The organism is Ochrobactrum sp. PL_is501 (assembly GCF_055816895.1).
The window spans coordinates 414,685-431,951 of record NZ_JBVPGR010000038.1 but is presented as its reverse complement, the minus strand read 5'-3'; the positions used below and the strand labels follow the sequence as shown (position 1 = coordinate 431,951).

The window sequence follows — 17,267 nt, the reverse complement described above, 5'->3', positions numbered from 1 at the left end:
ATTCCATCCTTTCGCAATCACGCTCCGTATTCGGAGCGGAGGGATTTCTATGGCTTATCAGGATCAATTCTACACTGTCGGCACCGTCACGGTGACGAACGGCTCTACTGTGGTCACCGGTTCCGGCACCGGCTGGGAAACAGCACTGATCGTCGGCGGCGTCTTCTATGCTGGTGGTGGCGCATATCCGATCCAGTCGGTTGCCAATGAAACGGAACTGACGCTCGCAATTCCATACGTCGGTGTTAATGCTGCCGGCGTCGGTTATGCCATCGACCGACAACGCGCCGCAGCGATCTCGAATATAGCCATGAATGATCGGTTGGCCCAGATCATCCGAGAAATCAGTATTGGCAATATCGAAGAACTAAATGCGCTTGATCTGATAGCAAATCAGGCGCTCACGACAAATGCCGCAGGACACCTTTCGCTGGAACAACTCGGCACTCTTGGACGTACCTTGCTGGCTCTCGCGACAGGCAACAATACGCAATACGTGCAGGGTGACGGCACCTTGCAGGCTAAAGCCGGGTTGCCGGTCAGTACTGCAGCCCAGACAGCTTTGAACGCGAAGGCTAACTTATCATACCCGACGTTTTCAGGTGTTGTAGCAATATCAGTACCGTCAAGCGAGTGGATGGCAGTAAATGCCTTCAATCCACGTCAAAACACCGCCGCAGGAACATTCAACCATGCGCCTGTATTTCTTAGTCGGGTGGGTACCGGACAGCTATTTGCTTCATTCAAGGGCATGGAAGCCGTCGGAACGAATATGCAGGCGGTTATTGATGTCGTGAGTGGCACAGTCGGTGCATCGTTCAGTCATACTCACACTGGCAATGCAAATGTCCCTGGCGCATTCACGGCGGGCAGCAAGTCGTTCCTCATCGACCATCCAAATGACCCGTACAACAAAGATCTTTTGTTTATGGCGACGGAAGCGCCAAAGGCTGGAGTGGAGTTCTGGGGAACTGTTCGTCTGGTGGATGGTATAGCGGAGGTGGATATTGACGCTGCAAGCAATCTGTCGCCGGGGACGTTCGTTGCGCTGACACAGAACGCAATCGTTGTCAGTGTGAACAATCTAGACGCACCGACCTACGTGCATGCCGGACGTATTACTGATGGTAAATTCGTCCTTCAAGCCGATGGATTGGACGTCACTGATGAGGTCGCGTGGCTCGTGAAGGCAGAACGCGCTGATCCATTCATCAAAACGCATGAATTCTGCGACCCAATGACTGGGTTACTCATTCCAGAACGTGAAAAGGAAGATGCGTAATGTCAGCCGCACAACAAACTGTCGATACGGCCAAAATCGGGAAGAAAGGGTACCCGCGCCATTACATGGCGCTGGGTATCGACCCGCCGATGAAAATGGTTCCGGTCGAGGACGGTGAGCCGCAGACCAATCATCCCGGCATGACGCTGCAGGAATACGCTGCCGCCAAGCGCTGGGAAAAAGAAGTTGGCGGAATCGAAATCAACGGCCTGACCGTCGCCACCGATGATCGATCGAAAACCATGATCTCAGGAGCGCGGGTGGCTGCGATGGCTAATTCCGACTTCACCACGGCGTGGAAAGGATCTGGCGGGGAGTTCGTTCCGCTCGATGCTAACGCTGTTGTCGCAATCAGCGATGCGGTGCTTGCTCATGTGTCGAATTGCTTTGCAATCGAAGCGCAGGTTCTGGCCGATATCGAGGCCGGCGCCATTACTACCGTCGAACAGATTGATGCTGTATTCGCCGCCTGACCGGCTGACATAACACTCTCAAACAATCCGGTTTCCCATGAAACTCGTCTCCGACTGGAGGTGGGTGCTTCGCTATGCGTGGAGCGTCCGCCTTCTGATCGCTGCCGGCATCCTGACCGGCCTCGAAGCCGTGTTGCCTTATCTGGCTGACACATCCCTCATCCCCGACCGATGGTTTCGCCTTTTGATGTTCGTCGTGACGATCACGGCGTTCATGGCGCGCATCATTTCCCAAAAGGATTCCTCAAATGAGTAAACGTGCAAAGGGCGTGCTGGCGTCCGGACTTGGCCTTGTTGCAATGACCGCTGCTTATCTCACGGTTCCGTGGGAGGGCGTCGAGAACAAGGCTTACTATGACAAACTGGGCCGCGTCTGGACGGTTTGCGCTGGCGAAACCAAGGGCGTGAAGCCGGGTGACAGTTATACCGATGCGCAGTGCCTCAAGATGCTGGAAACGCGGCTGGAAAACGATTTCCGCAAGCCTCTCCAGAAATGCATCGTCACCTTCGATCTTGCTCCGATCAGCGTGCAGGCATCGATGCTCGATCTTTCCTACAATGTCGGGACAGGTGCAGCCTGCAAGTCAACTGCGGCACGGCGAATGGCCGAACGCAAATGGCGCGAAGCCTGTCATGCGATGACGTTATACAATCGCGCGGGCGGCAAGGTTATCGAGGGCCTGAAAAAGCGCCGGGAATACGGTGATGCGCAGCGCATCGGCGAACTGGAGCTTTGCCTCGCAGGTCTGCGCTGATGTTCGGCCTGCTTGACTATATCAAGATCGGGCTTGGCGTTGTCGCCGGCATCGCGCTCGGCTCGATCTACTTCAACGGCGTTCCGGTTTTAAAGGATCTGCCCGCTGTCGGCTTCCTGTTCGAAGGACAGGCGAAGAAAGGCCTTGTTCCGCAGTTCGAGCTTGCTGCAGCTCGCGCCGAGCGGGACAAATTGCTGCGCCAATTGAAAGTCAGCGAGTTCGTCACATCGGCCTATCAAGAGCAACTGCGCAATGTCTGGGCGGCTGACGCTGCCCGGACTGAAAAAACCGAACGGGAGATCGCCGACTATGAACGCAAGCTTGCTGAGGCGGGCCGTGCTTGCCTGCTTGATAACGACGATATTGAGTTCCTGCGCCGCTGACCGGAAGCTGTTCGCAGCTGCAGAAACTCAGGGCAGAGCGGCTGCAGGAACAAACCTGCCGGACTATCCCGAAGACTGCCGGCGCAAGGAAGCGCATGCGCCGCTTGTCGAAGGGCAGGAAAAACTATCGATCCTCAAACGTGAGCGTGAGGCGCTCGATCGGCAGAACGCACGGACGGACCGGTGCGCCGGCTTTTACGATGAAGTGAAAGGGGGGCTTCAATGAATGCCGATTTGCAATGGTTGATCGGTACTGCACTGGGGCTGGCGACGTTCTTTGGCGGGGCGCTTCTCACCGCATTCAGATCCTTATCTGCTTCCATCAAAAATGGAGACGATCGGTTGTCCGAGGCGATTAAAGCCGGTGATGACCAGTTACACGAACGGGTTAACCGCGTGCGCGATGAGTATGTGCGGCGGGTAGATCTGGATGATCACGTCAAACAGCTGCGGGACGGCATGAAGGAAATGCGGGATGAAACCCGTGAGGGGCTCAAGGAAACGAATAAGCGGCTTGATCAGGTGCTCGCTGTGCTGGCGCAGGACAAGAAAGCATGACAAAAGAAGCCCCGACGCTCTCCCCGGAGTAGTCGGGGCCGCGCTTGGCATAGTGTGCCTGACCTAGCTTCGCGCTATCATCCATTGGCGTTTCACAATACCACGGATGATCTCAATGCCATTGGCTGGGCCGGATCGTCAGTCCAGCGGCCTTGGCAGCTTTAACGAACGATTTGCGGGCGGTGTTCGGCAGTCCTTCAAGGTCGGCTAGGCAAGCCTGCAACGCTTCCTCGTATTCCTTACCGTGAGCGTCTTCCGGCCAATCTTCCAGCAGGCATCGAGCAGCTGTCGCAGTGTCGGGCACAATCCGGTACTTTCCGATTCCATAAAGCTGAACGTCCACTGGCTTTCCCCAAGGCATTATCTCCTCCCATTGCCGGGTTAACCGAACCGTGCACCACTATGTATGGGCAACTTTGTTCCGGCTTATTCGTGGCGGTCTGTGCCAGAATGACCGACAAATAGGCCGCGAGAGACCTGATTGATTGCTTTGGCGGCTTCCGTTGCAGACCATCCTGCGTTTTCCGCTTGTTCGATGATGTCGATCACAGTAGCTGCAACAGCTTCCTGACAATCAATGTTGCGGTCGGAGTACTTTCCACCGCGTTTCGGTCCCGGTATGACTTTCGAGCGAACTGACATCGGTCCCTCCATCTTTGACGATCAAGGTAGGGCGCTGATCTCAGCCGTCCAGCCAGTCGGCATCGATGGGCTTCATCGTGTCGTCACCCGTGTACCGGCTTGAATTCACATTCGTGGAAACACGCCATGCCTGGAGCTTGTTTTCATTCGCTGGAACAAGCATATCCTGACGCGGCTCCGCCAACCAAGGCTTCCAGTCTTTCTCGTCCAGAATGACGGGCATACGGTCATGGATCTCACCCATGAACATGTTGGCTGACGTGACGATGATGGTGCAGCTCTGGACTTTCTCGCCAGTTTTGTCGTCTTGCCATGTGTCGTACAGCCCGGCGAAGGTGAGCGGGCGACCATCCTTGGCCGATATGAACCAAGGCATTTTCTTCCCATCTTCTTCGGTCCATTCAAAGAAACCGCTAGCGGGTATCAGACAGCGCGTCCGCTTGAACGCATTGCGGAACATCGGCTTTGTGGCGACGGTTTCAGCTCGTGCATTGAATGTGGCTGGAACGCTCTTCAAATCCTTCTTCCACCAGTTCGGTACGAGCCACCACCGCATTTCGGAATAGGTGAGATTGTCGCCATCCTGAGTGACGACGCCGACCTGTTGCGTGGGGCAGATGTTATATCGGGGCTGGAGGTTTCGCGGCGTTGCCGGAACCAGATTGTACATCGCGTGGATTTCGGCCCACGTATAGTTCTGGGTGAATCGTCCGCACATAGGTTCCTCCTCGTTGGGGAGAGAATAGCGCCGCTATTTCCGGCGTCCAGTCAGCGCGTCTTCGCCTTCCTGCTTATGATCGCGACAGAACCAAAGCTGGCCATATGTCGTCTTGTAGCCGAACGATCCCCATTCCTTGCAATCCTTCGAATCGCAGAAGTGCACAAAGAGGCTCCCGGCTTTCGCTACATGGGCGCTGTCGTTCTTGTATCCGCTCATTTGTACCAGCACTTTCCATCATTCCACATGTAGGGCCGATTAAATTCCAGCTGCTTCCTAAGCCACAATTCTTCAAACATCCTTTTCACAAGGGTAACGACTTCCTCCTTATTCTCACAAACGCCATAGGGCAGGGCCTGAAAGGGGCTTCGGGTGCAAACCAATGCCCATTTCCAAGTTCCCGCGTTGGGGCCGAAATCGTTTCTCAGGATGCGGCAGAAGTCGCCCCAGTCCGTATATGCAATGAAGTCTCCGGGGCGCGTCTGTCCTCCGATGACCGTTCGTTCCCATTTCAGCTGCATCATTTGTCTGGCAGCCCATAGCTGATGAAGTTTCCCGCTCTGTTGCCGCATTTGCTGCAAACCAGTCGTGGCTCGATCTCTTCGAGCGTAACCCACTCTCCGAAGCGCGCAGCCATAAGCGGGGCTGTCTTTTCCAGATAGTGGCGGCAATGGGCGCAGCTAAAGCGCACCACGTTTCGCGGGCGCAGTTCTCGCAGCGGCGTTCTCATTTCAAGAGTGTTGGCTTCCAGCCTCGGGTATAGCCGTGGCTGACAGCCATGCTGGCTATGGCGATCTGCTGGGCCAAGAACTCCCGATCCTCCAGCAAGGCTTTGATCGCCGCCCGCGTGTCTCCGCCGTAATAGGTGAGCACCAAGTCGATTTCATCTTCAATATCGTGCGCAAGCGCATTCATAGTTCTGCTCCAGAGAAGCAGACACCCACACCACCAAATGTGTCTGTATTTCATCGGCGCCGCCTGCCGATGTTCTTAAAATGTTCTCATTCTGAAAAAGAGTCAATCGCGATTTTGCGATTGTGGAAATCCGCCCCGACCGGGGTGGCTTTCGGTGCGCAAACACCGAAAAGCGGCGGTTGATGATTCGCGTCTCCATCCGCCCGGCATGACGGTAGGTCAAATGCCACACCCCGACCCTTGCGGGCGCGGGCATACTGGCCATTACAGGTTAATAAAAATGCAAGAAGGGTTCTCTTTTACGTCCGTTCATCCAGTTTCGCCGGCAGCAAGCTACATCGGCGGCAAGAAGCAGCTGGCGCAGCGTGTGGCGTCAGTCATCGAACAGATCCCGCACTCGGTCTATGCCGAACCATTCGTCGGTATGGGCGGTGTGTTCTTTCGCCGACGGCTCGCGCCGAAGTGCGAGGTCATCAACGATATCTCCGGTGATGTGATTACGCTCTTCAGGATCCTGCAGCGGCACTATCCTCAGTTCATGGAGATGCTCAAGTTCCAGATCACAAGCCGGCGCGAGTTCGAGCGCCTGAAGGCCTGCGATCCATCGACACTAACGGATCTGGAACGCGCTGCCCGGTTCCTATACCTCCAACGCCTCGCATTCGGTGGCAAGGTGACGGGGCGCAATTATGGCGTCGACACGGGCGGATCTGCACGGTTCAACGTTACGCGGCTGGGGCCGCTGCTGGAAGAAATCCACGAGCGGCTTGCCGGGGTCCAGATCGAGAACCTGTCATGGTCTGATTTCATCGATCGCTATGATGCACCCGGAACGCTGTTTTATATGGATCCGCCATACTTCGGCTGCGAGACTGATTATGGAAAGGACGTATTCAGCCGGGCTGACTTCGAGCGCATCGCGGCGCGCATGGAGAACATCAAAGGACGCTTCATGGTTTCGCTGAACGATACGCCGGAAGTCCGGTCGATCTTCTCAGCCTTCAAGATCTGTGATGTAGCATTGACCTATACGATCGGGAGCGGTCAGGCAAAGCCGGTGGGCGAGGTTATCATCATGGATCGCAAGCTGCCGGCAGTGCCGAACCTGCCTGAATAGTGGGCTGCAGTTCCCTTCAAACGGACGAAGGTGACAGCGGTATCGTTCCAACTTTCGTAATTTTCGGGGCCTTACCAGCCCGGCGAAAGTTGGAACTTCCGCTGAAATTGCGACATATGTTACCGCCTTCTAAGCCGGTGCTGGAGGCTTCGCGGCATTCGTGTTAGGTTAATGATGCCGCGAACTGCAGCCGATTTGGCAGAATTTTTTGTGTATATAGTTGTGTATTTCCTTGGAAAAGGTCTCTGCTTTTAAAGCTTATTTTTCAAATAGATATCCATATTAGATCTACTGACACCCCCTCCGCCATAAAATCATGAATTAATTTTGCAAACTTGTTGACGAACATTGATGCTTTCGGTCGATGCCAGTGAAGCTATTAAGCATGTCCTCCCCGCTGCTTAAAACAGTGATGCTATCCGGTTCAGCAAATGTTATGGTGCTGCGCCAATTGTGGTCAATATATTGCCCCCTAACCTGAGGAGACGTTTTTTTGCCTGTATTCCAGCCATTGCTTTTCTGAATGGATGGAAGACGAAAGGCAAAATACATATATCCGGAAAGAAGGGCAGAGAATATGTCGACATTTCATCTCTTTTCGGTCGTCCGTACGTCTCAAACGAGGTGGAAGTTCAAACGGGGGCATGGTTTGCAATTGTTGTTGTCGATGCTCAATGTTCATACCATCCCTGCCGGAGAATCTGGCTGGGCGCGGTCAGAACTGTCATGACCGCTAACGACATATTCATTTCAACCGCGATGGTTGAAAGCAAGGATCGCACCGATTTCTGGCGGGCCACGACGGGGCCGATTTTTGAGCCATCACCCGTCCCGGATGAATGGCACACACCACTGGAGGGCATACTTCGAGCGCGCCCACTCGGTTCTCTGGTGGTGGGATCGACGACATTCAACAACCAAAGTTTCAGTCGGGATCGCCGGAGCATCGTGCAGGGTGGTCTGGATTATTATTTCGTGCAGATTGCGACCTCAGGCGGCATGAGAGGCGATTTCAACGGAGTCAATGTCAAGGCGGATGTCGGTGATATCTTGATCACAGATTTGACGCAGACGCTGAGAAGCCAAACCGAAGCGGGTCACAGAGATTCCGTCCTGATCAGCCGCAAACCCCTCGAAAAAGCTGTTGGATTTAGAAACCTTCATGGGGTCGTTCTAAAGGCGGGACAGCCAATGACCCAATATCTGGTCACCTGCCTCGGTGGGCTCTATGCCCTCAGCCCTTCGTTGTCCGATGCGCAGGCAGCAGCGGTTGAAGAAGCTGTCATCGGATTGCTGGCGGCTGCGTTAAGGGGAGAAGAATCGGAACAATCCGATGATTACTCCTCACCGCTCGGGTTGGTGTTACGGCAACGGGTGCTGGAGTTCATGTCGCAGAACATCCATCTGCCGGAAATGTCTTTGGTACTCATTCAGCGTCGCTTTAACGTATCGCGCTCCCATCTTTATCGCGCTTTTGCGGCTGATGGCGGCGTCGCCAAGGTTCTGCGAGATATGCGGCTAGATGCAGCTTTTCTGGAATTAACCAGGACAGATCGTCCGTCCCGCTTTATTTCGGAGATCGCCTTCAGCTGCGGCTTCTCCAGCAGTAATCAGTTTCTGCGAGGGTTTCGCGCGCGCTTTGGTGTCACGCCAAGTGAAGCGCGGGAAGCAAAACTTATTTTTCCATCAGGCATGCGACCGAACCCTGATTTGATGGCGTATTTCGTAGGTGTCCGCAACCAGGCCGTCCAGTTATAGCTATATTCAGGCAGGGCACTATTATGATCGCCGCGGGGGGCTATACGTTTGTTGCCGTCAAACATGCGAGGTTCGGCCTGCGGGCTTGACGGGGCAAGCTCAAAATATTTACAAGGTCCCATTGGTGTTGATGCCAATAAAAATCATGAACATTATCGCTACGACGACTGCAAATAATGCAAGTGATTGAAGGAAAGATAATGTATCTATTTCCATATTCATTATATCCTAAAATATTATATATATAAATTATATCATAATTTATACTGGCAAACTAATCGATAGTCAATTCAATCGCTGCCGTGATCGAGACTTATTTCGAAATGGTGTATATAGTAATTGTGTAATATACATATATCTGTTTTTTGTATAACTATTATCTCAACATTGCCAAAAATATTGTTGCGGATCGATAAAAGGTTTGAAGAAGTTTTGTTCTGGATAATGCGTAGAACAAAACGGATGGAGGGCTTTCAATGGCCCTTTTTTATAACTTCAGGAAGCTTCTTCTTCGATCGCATTCTGAGCGACCTGTTCGATACCGCCATTGAAGCGTTCTGCAGCGAGTAATCCGAGCCAAACGGCGATGAGGCATAGCACAACCGAAAAGCCGATATTGAATAATGCCTTGGCGGGTTGGCCTGCCCGGAGGAGATCCATTGTCTGGAGGCTGAATGACGAGAAAGTGGTGAAGCCGCCGCACACGCCGACCATGAAGGCGATGCGCCAGATTTCAGGTACAGGAAAGCGGCCTTGTTCCAGTGTCAACGCGCCGAAAAACGAGATCGCAAACGAACCGACGATATTTATGACGATGGTACCCCAGGGAAGTTCACGGCTTATCGGCAACATCAAGAGGGTCAGCCAGTATCGCGCGACGCTTCCGATCGCCCCGCCAAGCGCCACCATGAGAGTTGCTTGCATTGTTCTATGTCCATTCAATAATGGTTAGAGGCTTTGCCATCTGGAAGCCTGGTTCTTGCTTCACGCGGCATCGCACTCTTCTCCTGTTTCAATTCAAGCAGGAGTCATCAGCCAATTGCTGGCAGTTTCGGGAGAACCCCATTCCCATCACGTATGGCGAAAGCCATCGGGGATTTATACAGAAAATTGGGACCGCCCGTCAATCTGACGGGGGATGGCAGCGCCCACCGAATTGCAAACCGACAATCAGTTGAGAGCGCCGCTTTTACGGCGGCCTAGACGGCGTTTTGCGGCGTCGCTTGCGCGATAGATGAATGAAGCCGGCGCTGGCAAGGTGCGCCGCATGAAGGCGACCTTGCGCAGATAGTTTTCGATTTTCCAGGTTGCCCATGTGCCGCCGCGAAAATAGGCAACGTCACCCGACCGCAAGGTGCGTGTGCCGCCGTCAGCATCGGTGACGTGGACTTCGCCTTCAAGGATATAGACGGTTTCGTCCCAACCGAAATACCAGCGGAAGGTGCCTGCGGTGCAATCCCAAACAGCCGTATAGGCTGCCCTGTCCTTGCTTGCCGATTGCTCGCTGGAGCGGGCATGCGGATTGCCTTCCAGCACCCAGTCAGGATTGATCGGTGCGGGTTTCAATTCCATTTCCATTGCATTGTCGGAGACCACAGCTGGCCCCTTGTGCGCGATGAAGATCCCCGGCATGGTTCGAGCGACAGCAAGAACTGCACTTGCAAACATAAATTTCCAAGCCATGATTTCCCCCGATTGGCTGCTACCTCTCAGATAGCGGCCAATCGTCAGAATTCGGTTAAAGCATGGGCGAAATCGATCGCTATATGCAACTAATGCGATGAGCGCGCGCGGCAGAGTTTCCACATCAGCGGCACTGCGAGAATTGCGATGGCGCCGACGCCCGCGAAGAAAGGGCCATATCCGAAATATTGTGCCAGATAGCCCGATGCGACACCGCCCGCCATGCTGATCAGAGCGTCCATGCACTGGAACAGGGTGAAGTCCACACCCGCCTGTTTCGGGTCTGACCAGTGCATAAACTGCGCATAAAGCGCGACGAAACCCAGCGCCACGACGCCGGATGAGCTTGCAACCGCGACTGCGATGAGGGCGAGGCCCGCGTTCTTGTCGGCGGAATGGAGTGCAAAGAACAGGAAGCACAAAGCCTGCAACAGCAGGGCAGCGACTAGAATGCCGCGAACGCCGAACACGCGAACCAACCAGCCACCAGCCAGCGCTGCGGCAAGGCCGATGAACATGCTGCCAGCTCCGTTCAAAATTCCGACTGTTGTAAGGTCAAGTCCGGCATCGATAAGAAAAGGGCCGAGCATTGCCAGTCCGGCCTTTTGCGCAATCACATAGACCGCAGCCGCCGCAAGGCCGCGTCTGATCTCTGGTCGCCGCCATGCTGCAAGCAGGGAAGGGGTATGCGAACGGTCTTCGACCCTGTCGCGGCCGCGCGAAAAGAGTGCGAAGGGCAGGCCCAGCAGTACGAGGACTGCCGCCATGGCCCATATGGCGAGCTGCCAGCCGGCTTTGTCGACGAGGATCAGAAAAACACCCGCACCGATGGCGGACCCAAGATAGGCGCCGCCCACCTGTGCCGCATTGCCCCAACCGTAGTTCTCCGGCGACAGGCTTTGCACTGCAAAGCCGTCACAGGCAATGTCCATGGTGGCCGTGGCAAAAGCAACGATAGCAAGAATAGTGAGCAGCAGATAGACCTTCCCAGGATCGACGAAGCCGATGGCAAGAAGGCATAGGACGGACAAGATGCCGCCGCCAAGAATGATGGTGGCGGTGCGGGTTTTGCCCGCCGGAGGCAGGCGGAAACGTTCGACCGCAGGTGCCCAGAGAAATTTGAACGCCCAGGGTAGAATGAGGAGTGAAACAAGGCCGATCTGGTCGAGCGATACGCCATTATCGCGCATGATCGCCGGCAAGCCAGTCCACGTCATGCCGCCGATCACGCTTTGGGCGATGTAGAGGCCACCGATCGTCGCAAACACGGCGATCGGTGACGGTGCTTTTTCAATCCGTTCCATAGCGTTGATCAGAAGCGGTAACGCAGGCTGCCGAAGACCTGACGGCCTTCCTGTTGATAGCAATAGCCCGCGGTGCAGACAGGGTCGCGATTGTCGAAGATGTTCTTGGCATTGACCTGCAACAGAACGCCTTCAAGCTTCGGATTCTGGTAGCCGAAATCATAGGAAAGGGCGGCATCGACCATGATGCGGGAATCGTTCTTGAAGCTGTTCTGGTCGTCGCCATAGCTGGAGCTGACGTAACGAATGCCGGAACCGAGACCGAGACCCGCAAGCACGCCGTTCTCGATCTTGTAGTTGCCCCAGAGCGATAGAACATCGTTCGGCGTGCCTGAAAGTTCATTGCCGACGGTGCCTTCCGCGCCCTTGTCGATCTTGACCCGCAAGTGGGTGTAGGAAGCGATGATGCCGATGCCGTTATCGAGCGTGGCATTGGCTTCAAGCTCAAAGCCGCGTGAGTTCAGGTCGAGCTGGCGCTGCTTGTTGATGCCTGAAGACGCATCGAGCACGATGCCGTCCTTCTGGTCGATATCGAACAGCGAAGCGCTGATGACGGCATTGTAGCCGGGAACCTCATATTTGACGCCGATCTCTTTTTGCCGTCCGATGGTCGGATTGGCGACGCGCTTGTCGTCGCTCATGACGTCGTCATAGACGAAACCGATATTGGGAGAGAACGAGGTCGAGTAATTGACGTAGGGAATAAGGCCCCATTCCGTCTTGTAAGCGACGCCGATGCGGCCCGAGAACGCGCTGTCGTCCTGTCTGGTATCGGTATAGTCAGCATCCGTGGTGGTCGATTTCACCCAGTCATAGCGGCCACTTCCGAAGACCGTCAGGTTGTCCCACTCGATCTGGTCATGCGCATAGATGCCGACCTGATTCATCTTCTGTGCACCGTTAAAGGGAATATCCATTGCACGGATGTCTTCAACGGACACATAGGAAAGGCCGCTATGGACCTTGTAGTCCGACCAGGCATAGTCGATACCGGCGATCGCCTTGTGGGTCAGGGCACCGGTTTCGAAATCGAACTGCGCCATCGTGTCGACGACAAAATTCTTCATGCGCTCCTTGTAATGTCCCCAATAGCGGGCAAGATCAATGCTGTCTTCGGGCAGATAATGGCCGCTATATTCGAGGTCGGCATCGACATCGCTGTAACGGACATTCTGGCGAACGGTCAGGAGATCGTTGAAGCGATGCTCGAATTCGTAGCCGATGCGGCCCTGCTTCTGCACGAAATCATTATAGTTCGGATCGCCTTCATAGAGGTTGGAAACCTCGCCATAAGACGGATTGTAGAATGCAGCCGTGCCGCCGGTTACTGAGCGGGAAAACTCGCTGAGGAATGTGAAGCGCGTGTCTTCATCCGGCTTTATGGTGAAGGACGGTGCAATGTAATATTTGTCGTCCGGATAGCCGGGTAGTTCCGTATCGCTTATGCGGCCGAGGCCGGTGATACGATAGAGGAACGTCTTGTCTTCATTGCCAGGCCCCGAAAGGTCGAAAGCTGCCTGATAGCGATTGTGATTGCCGAAAAGCAATTCGACTTCGCGGAACTCTTCTTCCTTCGGGCGCTTGGTAACGACGTTGACAATGCCGCCGGGGCCGCTGACGCCATAAAGGGAGGAGGCAGGCCCCTTCAGTACGGTTATGCCCTCAATGCCGTAGGGCTCGGTTTTCAGCCAGGCGGATGGGCCATTGATGATGCGCAGACCGTCGCGGAACATGCCGGTGTAATAGGCCGGGAAGCCACGCAGATAGAATGCGTCGTAGCGTGTATCGAAACCGAAATTGTTGGGATTGGCGCTCGCCGTGTAGCTCAATGCGTCATTGAGCGTGATCGGTTTCTGATCCTCCATCTGGCGCTGGGTGATAACCGAAATCGACTGTGGAATCCTGACGATATCCGTGTCGATCTTTGTGCCTTCGCGATCCTTCTTGGCGACATAGCCATCTTGAACGAGGGTGTCGTTGCTCTGCGACTGGATCGTGACCGTGTCGAGAACGAGTGGCTGCGCGCTATCCTGAGCAAGCGAAATCGCAGTCGAAGCAAGAAGGGCGGTTGAGGCCAAAGCCAGAGACAGCCGACCGTGACGGGAATTGAAATGCATGTGTGTCCCTCGGATCAAAACGCTTCATGTCGCGAGAGCCCCATCTCGACGACATTAAATAGGAGTGTATCACTCAACTATAAAATGGAGTGTTAATGTCAACAATTAATAGCGAGCAATCGGAGGGGAAAACTCAGGGCAAGCTGGCGGCTGCGATTAATCTGCAACACTTTGCTTGCGTCGCCGCAACCCAGTATGGCGGAAGTTGAGTGCCTGCGAACAATGGTTGCAGGCGTCGTCCGGCAGCGAGACCGGTTGCCTGCCGATGGACTCACACTATGGCGGCTTTGCCCAAGCTCGCCAGTGCATGGCCATTTCGCGACGGGTCTAAAGTCGACAGGTGCAAGAGAACCTCTGGCCATGTCAGCTTGAGACCGGTCTCCAGTAATCTTGATGCGCAGGCCAGTATATCCGCAGGATTAGCGCAGTTTTCCAAATTTCATTCGAACTATGGAAAGAACAATCTCGGTGGGCATTTTCATGCATGCTAGAAGTTGCCCAGTTCGTTTTTTGAGAGGATCCGACATGGGATTAACGGTGACATATCCGGGCGCCAGTGCGCCCCACTATATCGATCAGTCGGAGGATATTGAGGTTTCTCCCGGCGAATTGAAGGCAGCAATGCGCCACCTCGCCGGTGGTGTTAGCGTCGTTACAGCGGGTTACGACAATGGCCGCACAGGCGCGACGGTGACATCGGCTACGGCTCTTTCGGTCGAGCCGCCGACGATCATTGTCAACATCAATCGCGGTTCGTCAGTCTGGTCAGCAATTAGCCGTCACAACCATTTCTGCGTGAATGTGTTGTCTTCCGGCCAGCAGGCAATCGCAGATCGTTTTGCGGGCAAAGGTGGCATCAAGGGTGTTGAGCGCTATGCGAGCGCCGAATGGTATTCGCTTGAAAGCGGGGCGCTGGCGTTGGCGGGCTCACTGGCGTCAATCGATTGCGCGGTCGAAGACGTCATTGAGCGACACACCCATGCGATCGTGATCGGGCGCGTTCTGAAAATCGTAATCGGCTCGGGTGAACCGCTCCTTTATCACAATGGCGACTATCGCCTTCTCAATGCACTTTCAGGCACTTAGCTGCGCCCATGCGGGTGCAGAACCGTCATCTTCCAGCCCGCCATTGCGTGCAAACTGTTCGAGCGTCATTGTGTCAAGAACGCCAGCGATTGCTTCTCGCACCAGCAGCATGGAACGACGCACCTGGCAGGTGCGATGATCATCACAGTCGTCGCATGGCTCGTAAGCCGTGCGGCTTGCACAGCGGATCGGCGCCAGCGGCCCGTCGAGAACGCGGACGACTTGCCCGATGGTAATCTCGGACGCCGGTTTGGAAAGACTGTAGCCGCCGCCGGGACCTTTCTTGGACCGCAGAATCCCGTCATTGCGCAGCTCCAGCAGGATCGCGTCGAGAAACTTCTTGGAAATATTGTTCCGGGCGGCAATTTCGGCGACGAATGCGCTTTCACCCGGCTCAAGGGCGGCGAGGTGGGCCAGTGCCTTCAGACCATATTTGCCCTTCTTGGTAAGCATACGCGCTCCGCCGATGTTTCGCCGGACTGCTTTTGCACGAATTCGAGAGAATTAATAGCCTGACATGATTGGCCGGGGGCCGCGCGCACGGGTTTCAGCCGATTTCGCGCGATGCGCTCGGTGTGTGATAATAGAGCGGGAAGATCACCCCGTAGGGGATCGTCACGACATCGGCCATTTGGTCATCGGTCGGGCGATCATCGTCCGCCTGTTCACGATCTTGGTAATCGGCGTGTACATCCGACAGCGCAAAGATGATTGCGCTCCACAGCAGGAACGGAAGTAGCGCGATGGCAATATAGACAAAGCTCATATCCATGTCATGCATGGTGAGTTACCAAACCTTTGTCATCAAGGAACAGGCTTCTCAAAATCGGGTTTTTTGCAGTCGGATTTTGCTTTTATGAGTTTCACAAGGGACGAGAATAATTCCAGCATAGAAATAACACATTGTTTTCATTGATACTTTAAGAATTTTTGACGCAGTCGGTGCTGCAATTTTTAAAGTATATAAAAATTATAGAATTACTTTTCTTATCGGCAGGCCGAGGGGTGCTTACGCTGATCTCCATGGAAAGCGGCTGGTTGCATAATGCGTTTGCAGCCCTGCTGGAAACCGCAGAATGGACGCGCGGCGTCGAAACTCTTCCTTGGAGAAATGACATGGGTGAACGAAAGCAAATCACGTTTGGCGTCATGCTGCAGGGGGCGGGCGGCCATATGAATGCGTGGAAGCATCCAAGCGGTCCTGCCGATGCGAGTACCAATTTCGAATTCTTCGTCAATGCCGCACGCAAGGCAGAAGCAGCCGGGATCGCCTTCGCCTTCGTTGCCGACGGACTTTACGTGAACGAGCAGTCAATACCGCATTTCCTGAACCGCTTTGAACCGATCTCGATTCTCTCGGCACTTGCTGCTTCCACCTCGAAAATTGGCCTCGTGGGTACGGTATCGACGTCCTACAGCGATCCGTTCACCATTGCGCGCCAGTTTGCTTCGCTGGACCTCATTTCCGGCGGACGCGCCGGGTGGAATGCCGTGACCTCACCGCTGGAAGGTTCTGGCCGCAATTACGGTCGCCCGCATCCGGAACACGAACTGCGCTATGAAATTGCGGACGAGTATCTCGACGTTATCAAGGGGCTATGGGACTCCTGGGATGACGATGCTTTTGTTCGCGATCGCGAAACCGGCATCTATGTCGATAAAAGCAAATTGCACCGCATCAATCACAAGGGACGCTTCTTCAATGTCGAAGGGCCGCTGAATATCAGCCGCTCACGGCAGGGGCAGCCAGTGGTGTTTCAAGCGGGATCATCGGATTCCGGAATCCGGCTGGCAGGAAAACATGCCGATGCGGTGTTTACGAACGGTGCCAGGATCGAGGAAGTACAGGCTTTCTACCGGCAGGTAAAGCAAAGCGCCGTTGCTCAAGGGCGCAGTTCTTCCGATGTCGGGATTTTCCCCGGTATCGGCCCGATTGTCGGGCGCACGCAGGAAGAAGCTGAGGCAAAATATCAGGCGATCCGTAATCTGGTTTCGGTCGATGAGGCACTGCTTTATCTCGGCCGCTTCTTCGACCATCACGATTTCAGCATCTATCCGCTCGATGAGCCTTTCCCTGAACTTGGCGAAATCGGCAAGAACAGTTTCCGCGCCACGACAGATCGCATCAAGAAAACGGCGAGGGAAACCGGCGCAACATTGCGCGAGATCGCGCTTGATGTGGCAACCCCGCGCACCGCATTTATTGGCACGGCGGAAGCCATTGCTGACGAGCTGATAGACTGGGTGGAGACCGAAGCTGCCGATGGCTTCATTTTGGGCTTTCCCGTCATTGCGGAAGGCCTGGACGACTTCATCCGATACGTCCTGCCGATCCTCGAAGAGCGTGGCTATTTCACCCCGGAACTGCGCGGTGAAACGCTGCGCGATCATCTGGGATTGCCGTTCCACGAAAGCCGCTACTCATCTGTGGCGGAACAACCGGCAAGCAAGGCCGCGCGAGCCTGAGGAGCCGGTT

Annotated in this window: 22 protein-coding genes and 1 riboswitch; of the genes, 10 read left to right on the top strand and 12 right to left on the bottom strand. The window is 54.7% G+C overall.

Annotation, left to right across the window (positions count from 1 at the left end):
• Positions 1–49 precede the first annotated feature (49 nt).
• The 6 genes from AC0TOF_RS19230 (at position 50) to AC0TOF_RS19205 (ending at position 3,451) form a co-directional block, all read left to right on the top strand.
• Positions 50–1,282, top strand: coding sequence for a hypothetical protein (locus AC0TOF_RS19230; protein ID WP_473769433.1), 1,233 nt, complete (start codon positions 50–52; stop codon positions 1,280–1,282).
• Entirely contained in the window at positions 1,282–1,755 is a 474-nt protein-coding gene (locus AC0TOF_RS19225; protein ID WP_473769432.1) for a DUF4376 domain-containing protein, read from the top strand. Before AC0TOF_RS19230 ends, AC0TOF_RS19225 begins: the two co-directional genes overlap by 1 nt.
• A 37-nt stretch (positions 1,756–1,792) precedes the next feature.
• Positions 1,793–2,011, top strand: a complete 219-nt coding sequence (locus AC0TOF_RS19220) for a DUF7940 domain-containing protein (RefSeq protein WP_473769431.1) — start codon at positions 1,793–1,795, stop codon at positions 2,009–2,011.
• On the top strand, positions 2,004–2,510 hold the full coding sequence (locus tag AC0TOF_RS19215; RefSeq protein WP_473769430.1) for a lysozyme: 507 nt from the start codon (positions 2,004–2,006) through the stop codon (positions 2,508–2,510). Before AC0TOF_RS19220 ends, AC0TOF_RS19215 begins: the two co-directional genes overlap by 8 nt.
• Positions 2,510–2,893 (top strand): hypothetical protein, encoded by a 384-nt coding sequence (locus tag AC0TOF_RS19210; RefSeq protein WP_473769429.1) that lies wholly within the window; start codon positions 2,510–2,512, stop codon positions 2,891–2,893. Before AC0TOF_RS19215 ends, AC0TOF_RS19210 begins: the two co-directional genes overlap by 1 nt.
• 222 nt (positions 2,894–3,115) lie before the next feature.
• On the top strand, positions 3,116–3,451 hold the full coding sequence (locus AC0TOF_RS19205; RefSeq protein WP_473769428.1) for a hypothetical protein: 336 nt from the start codon (positions 3,116–3,118) through the stop codon (positions 3,449–3,451).
• Positions 3,452–3,563: 112 nt separating this feature from the next.
• On the opposite strand, the gene AC0TOF_RS19200 is transcribed toward AC0TOF_RS19205, so the two are convergent.
• From AC0TOF_RS19200 to AC0TOF_RS19175, 6 genes are all read right to left on the bottom strand, one after another.
• Positions 3,564–3,812 carry a DUF982 domain-containing protein gene (locus AC0TOF_RS19200; RefSeq protein WP_473769427.1) on the bottom strand — a complete coding sequence of 83 codons (249 nt, stop codon included), beginning with the start codon at positions 3,810–3,812 and terminating at the stop codon, positions 3,564–3,566.
• A gap of 65 nt (positions 3,813–3,877) precedes the next feature.
• A complete protein-coding gene (locus tag AC0TOF_RS19195; protein WP_473769426.1) occupies positions 3,878–4,093 on the bottom strand; it encodes a hypothetical protein in 216 nt (71 codons plus the stop codon).
• Between the two features lie 40 nt (positions 4,094–4,133).
• Complete coding sequence (locus AC0TOF_RS19190) at positions 4,134–4,811, bottom strand: SOS response-associated peptidase (RefSeq protein WP_473769425.1); 678 nt, start codon at positions 4,809–4,811, stop codon at positions 4,134–4,136.
• A gap of 33 nt (positions 4,812–4,844) precedes the next feature.
• Positions 4,845–5,030 carry a hypothetical protein gene (locus AC0TOF_RS19185; RefSeq protein ID WP_473769424.1) on the bottom strand — a complete coding sequence of 62 codons (186 nt, stop codon included), beginning with the start codon at positions 5,028–5,030 and terminating at the stop codon, positions 4,845–4,847.
• Complete coding sequence (locus tag AC0TOF_RS19180) at positions 5,027–5,335, bottom strand: hypothetical protein (RefSeq protein WP_247880642.1); 309 nt, start codon at positions 5,333–5,335, stop codon at positions 5,027–5,029. Before AC0TOF_RS19180 ends, AC0TOF_RS19185 begins: the two co-directional genes overlap by 4 nt.
• Positions 5,336–5,537: 202 nt before the next feature.
• A complete protein-coding gene (locus AC0TOF_RS19175) occupies positions 5,538–5,726 on the bottom strand; it encodes a hypothetical protein (protein WP_006472988.1) in 189 nt (62 codons plus the stop codon).
• A gap of 280 nt (positions 5,727–6,006) precedes the next feature.
• Between AC0TOF_RS19175 and AC0TOF_RS19170 the strand changes: the two genes are divergently transcribed.
• Entirely contained in the window at positions 6,007–6,843 is an 837-nt protein-coding gene (locus AC0TOF_RS19170; RefSeq protein WP_473769423.1) for a DNA adenine methylase, read from the top strand.
• A gap of 726 nt (positions 6,844–7,569) precedes the next feature.
• Positions 7,570–8,601: an AraC family transcriptional regulator gene (locus AC0TOF_RS19165; RefSeq protein WP_473769422.1), complete on the top strand. Its 1,032-nt coding sequence runs from the start codon at positions 7,570–7,572 to the stop codon at positions 8,599–8,601.
• Between the two features lie 495 nt (positions 8,602–9,096).
• Here AC0TOF_RS19165 and crcB read toward each other — a convergent pair whose 3' ends face one another.
• The 4 genes from crcB to AC0TOF_RS19145 form a co-directional block, all read right to left on the bottom strand.
• Positions 9,097–9,525: a fluoride efflux transporter CrcB gene (crcB, locus tag AC0TOF_RS19160; protein ID WP_473769421.1), complete on the bottom strand. Its 429-nt coding sequence runs from the start codon at positions 9,523–9,525 to the stop codon at positions 9,097–9,099.
• 91 nt (positions 9,526–9,616) lie between these two features.
• A riboswitch (Fluoride riboswitch) is annotated at positions 9,617–9,680 on the bottom strand.
• Between the two features lie 91 nt (positions 9,681–9,771).
• Positions 9,772–10,284, bottom strand: a complete 513-nt coding sequence (locus tag AC0TOF_RS19155; RefSeq protein WP_473769420.1) for a cupin domain-containing protein — start codon at positions 10,282–10,284, stop codon at positions 9,772–9,774.
• A gap of 89 nt (positions 10,285–10,373) precedes the next feature.
• Positions 10,374–11,588 (bottom strand): MFS transporter, encoded by a 1,215-nt coding sequence (locus AC0TOF_RS19150; RefSeq protein ID WP_473769419.1) that lies wholly within the window; start codon positions 11,586–11,588, stop codon positions 10,374–10,376.
• Positions 11,589–11,596: 8 nt separating this feature from the next.
• Positions 11,597–13,705, bottom strand: a complete 2,109-nt coding sequence (locus AC0TOF_RS19145; RefSeq protein WP_473769418.1) for a TonB-dependent siderophore receptor — start codon at positions 13,703–13,705, stop codon at positions 11,597–11,599.
• 525 nt (positions 13,706–14,230) lie between these two features.
• Between AC0TOF_RS19145 and AC0TOF_RS19140 the strand changes: the two genes are divergently transcribed.
• Entirely contained in the window at positions 14,231–14,791 is a 561-nt protein-coding gene (locus AC0TOF_RS19140; RefSeq protein ID WP_473769417.1) for a flavin reductase family protein, read from the top strand.
• Here AC0TOF_RS19140 and AC0TOF_RS19135 read toward each other — a convergent pair.
• On the bottom strand, positions 14,780–15,244 hold the full coding sequence (locus AC0TOF_RS19135; RefSeq protein WP_473769416.1) for an RrF2 family transcriptional regulator: 465 nt from the start codon (positions 15,242–15,244) through the stop codon (positions 14,780–14,782). The genes AC0TOF_RS19140 and AC0TOF_RS19135 overlap by 12 nt on opposite strands.
• 94 nt (positions 15,245–15,338) lie before the next feature.
• Positions 15,339–15,572, bottom strand: a complete 234-nt coding sequence (locus tag AC0TOF_RS19130) for a hypothetical protein (RefSeq protein WP_473769415.1) — start codon at positions 15,570–15,572, stop codon at positions 15,339–15,341.
• 335 nt (positions 15,573–15,907) lie between these two features.
• On the opposite strand from AC0TOF_RS19130, the gene AC0TOF_RS19125 reads away from it, so the two are divergent.
• Positions 15,908–17,257, top strand: a complete 1,350-nt coding sequence (locus AC0TOF_RS19125) for an LLM class flavin-dependent oxidoreductase (protein WP_473769414.1) — start codon at positions 15,908–15,910, stop codon at positions 17,255–17,257.
• Positions 17,258–17,267 lie beyond the last annotated feature (10 nt).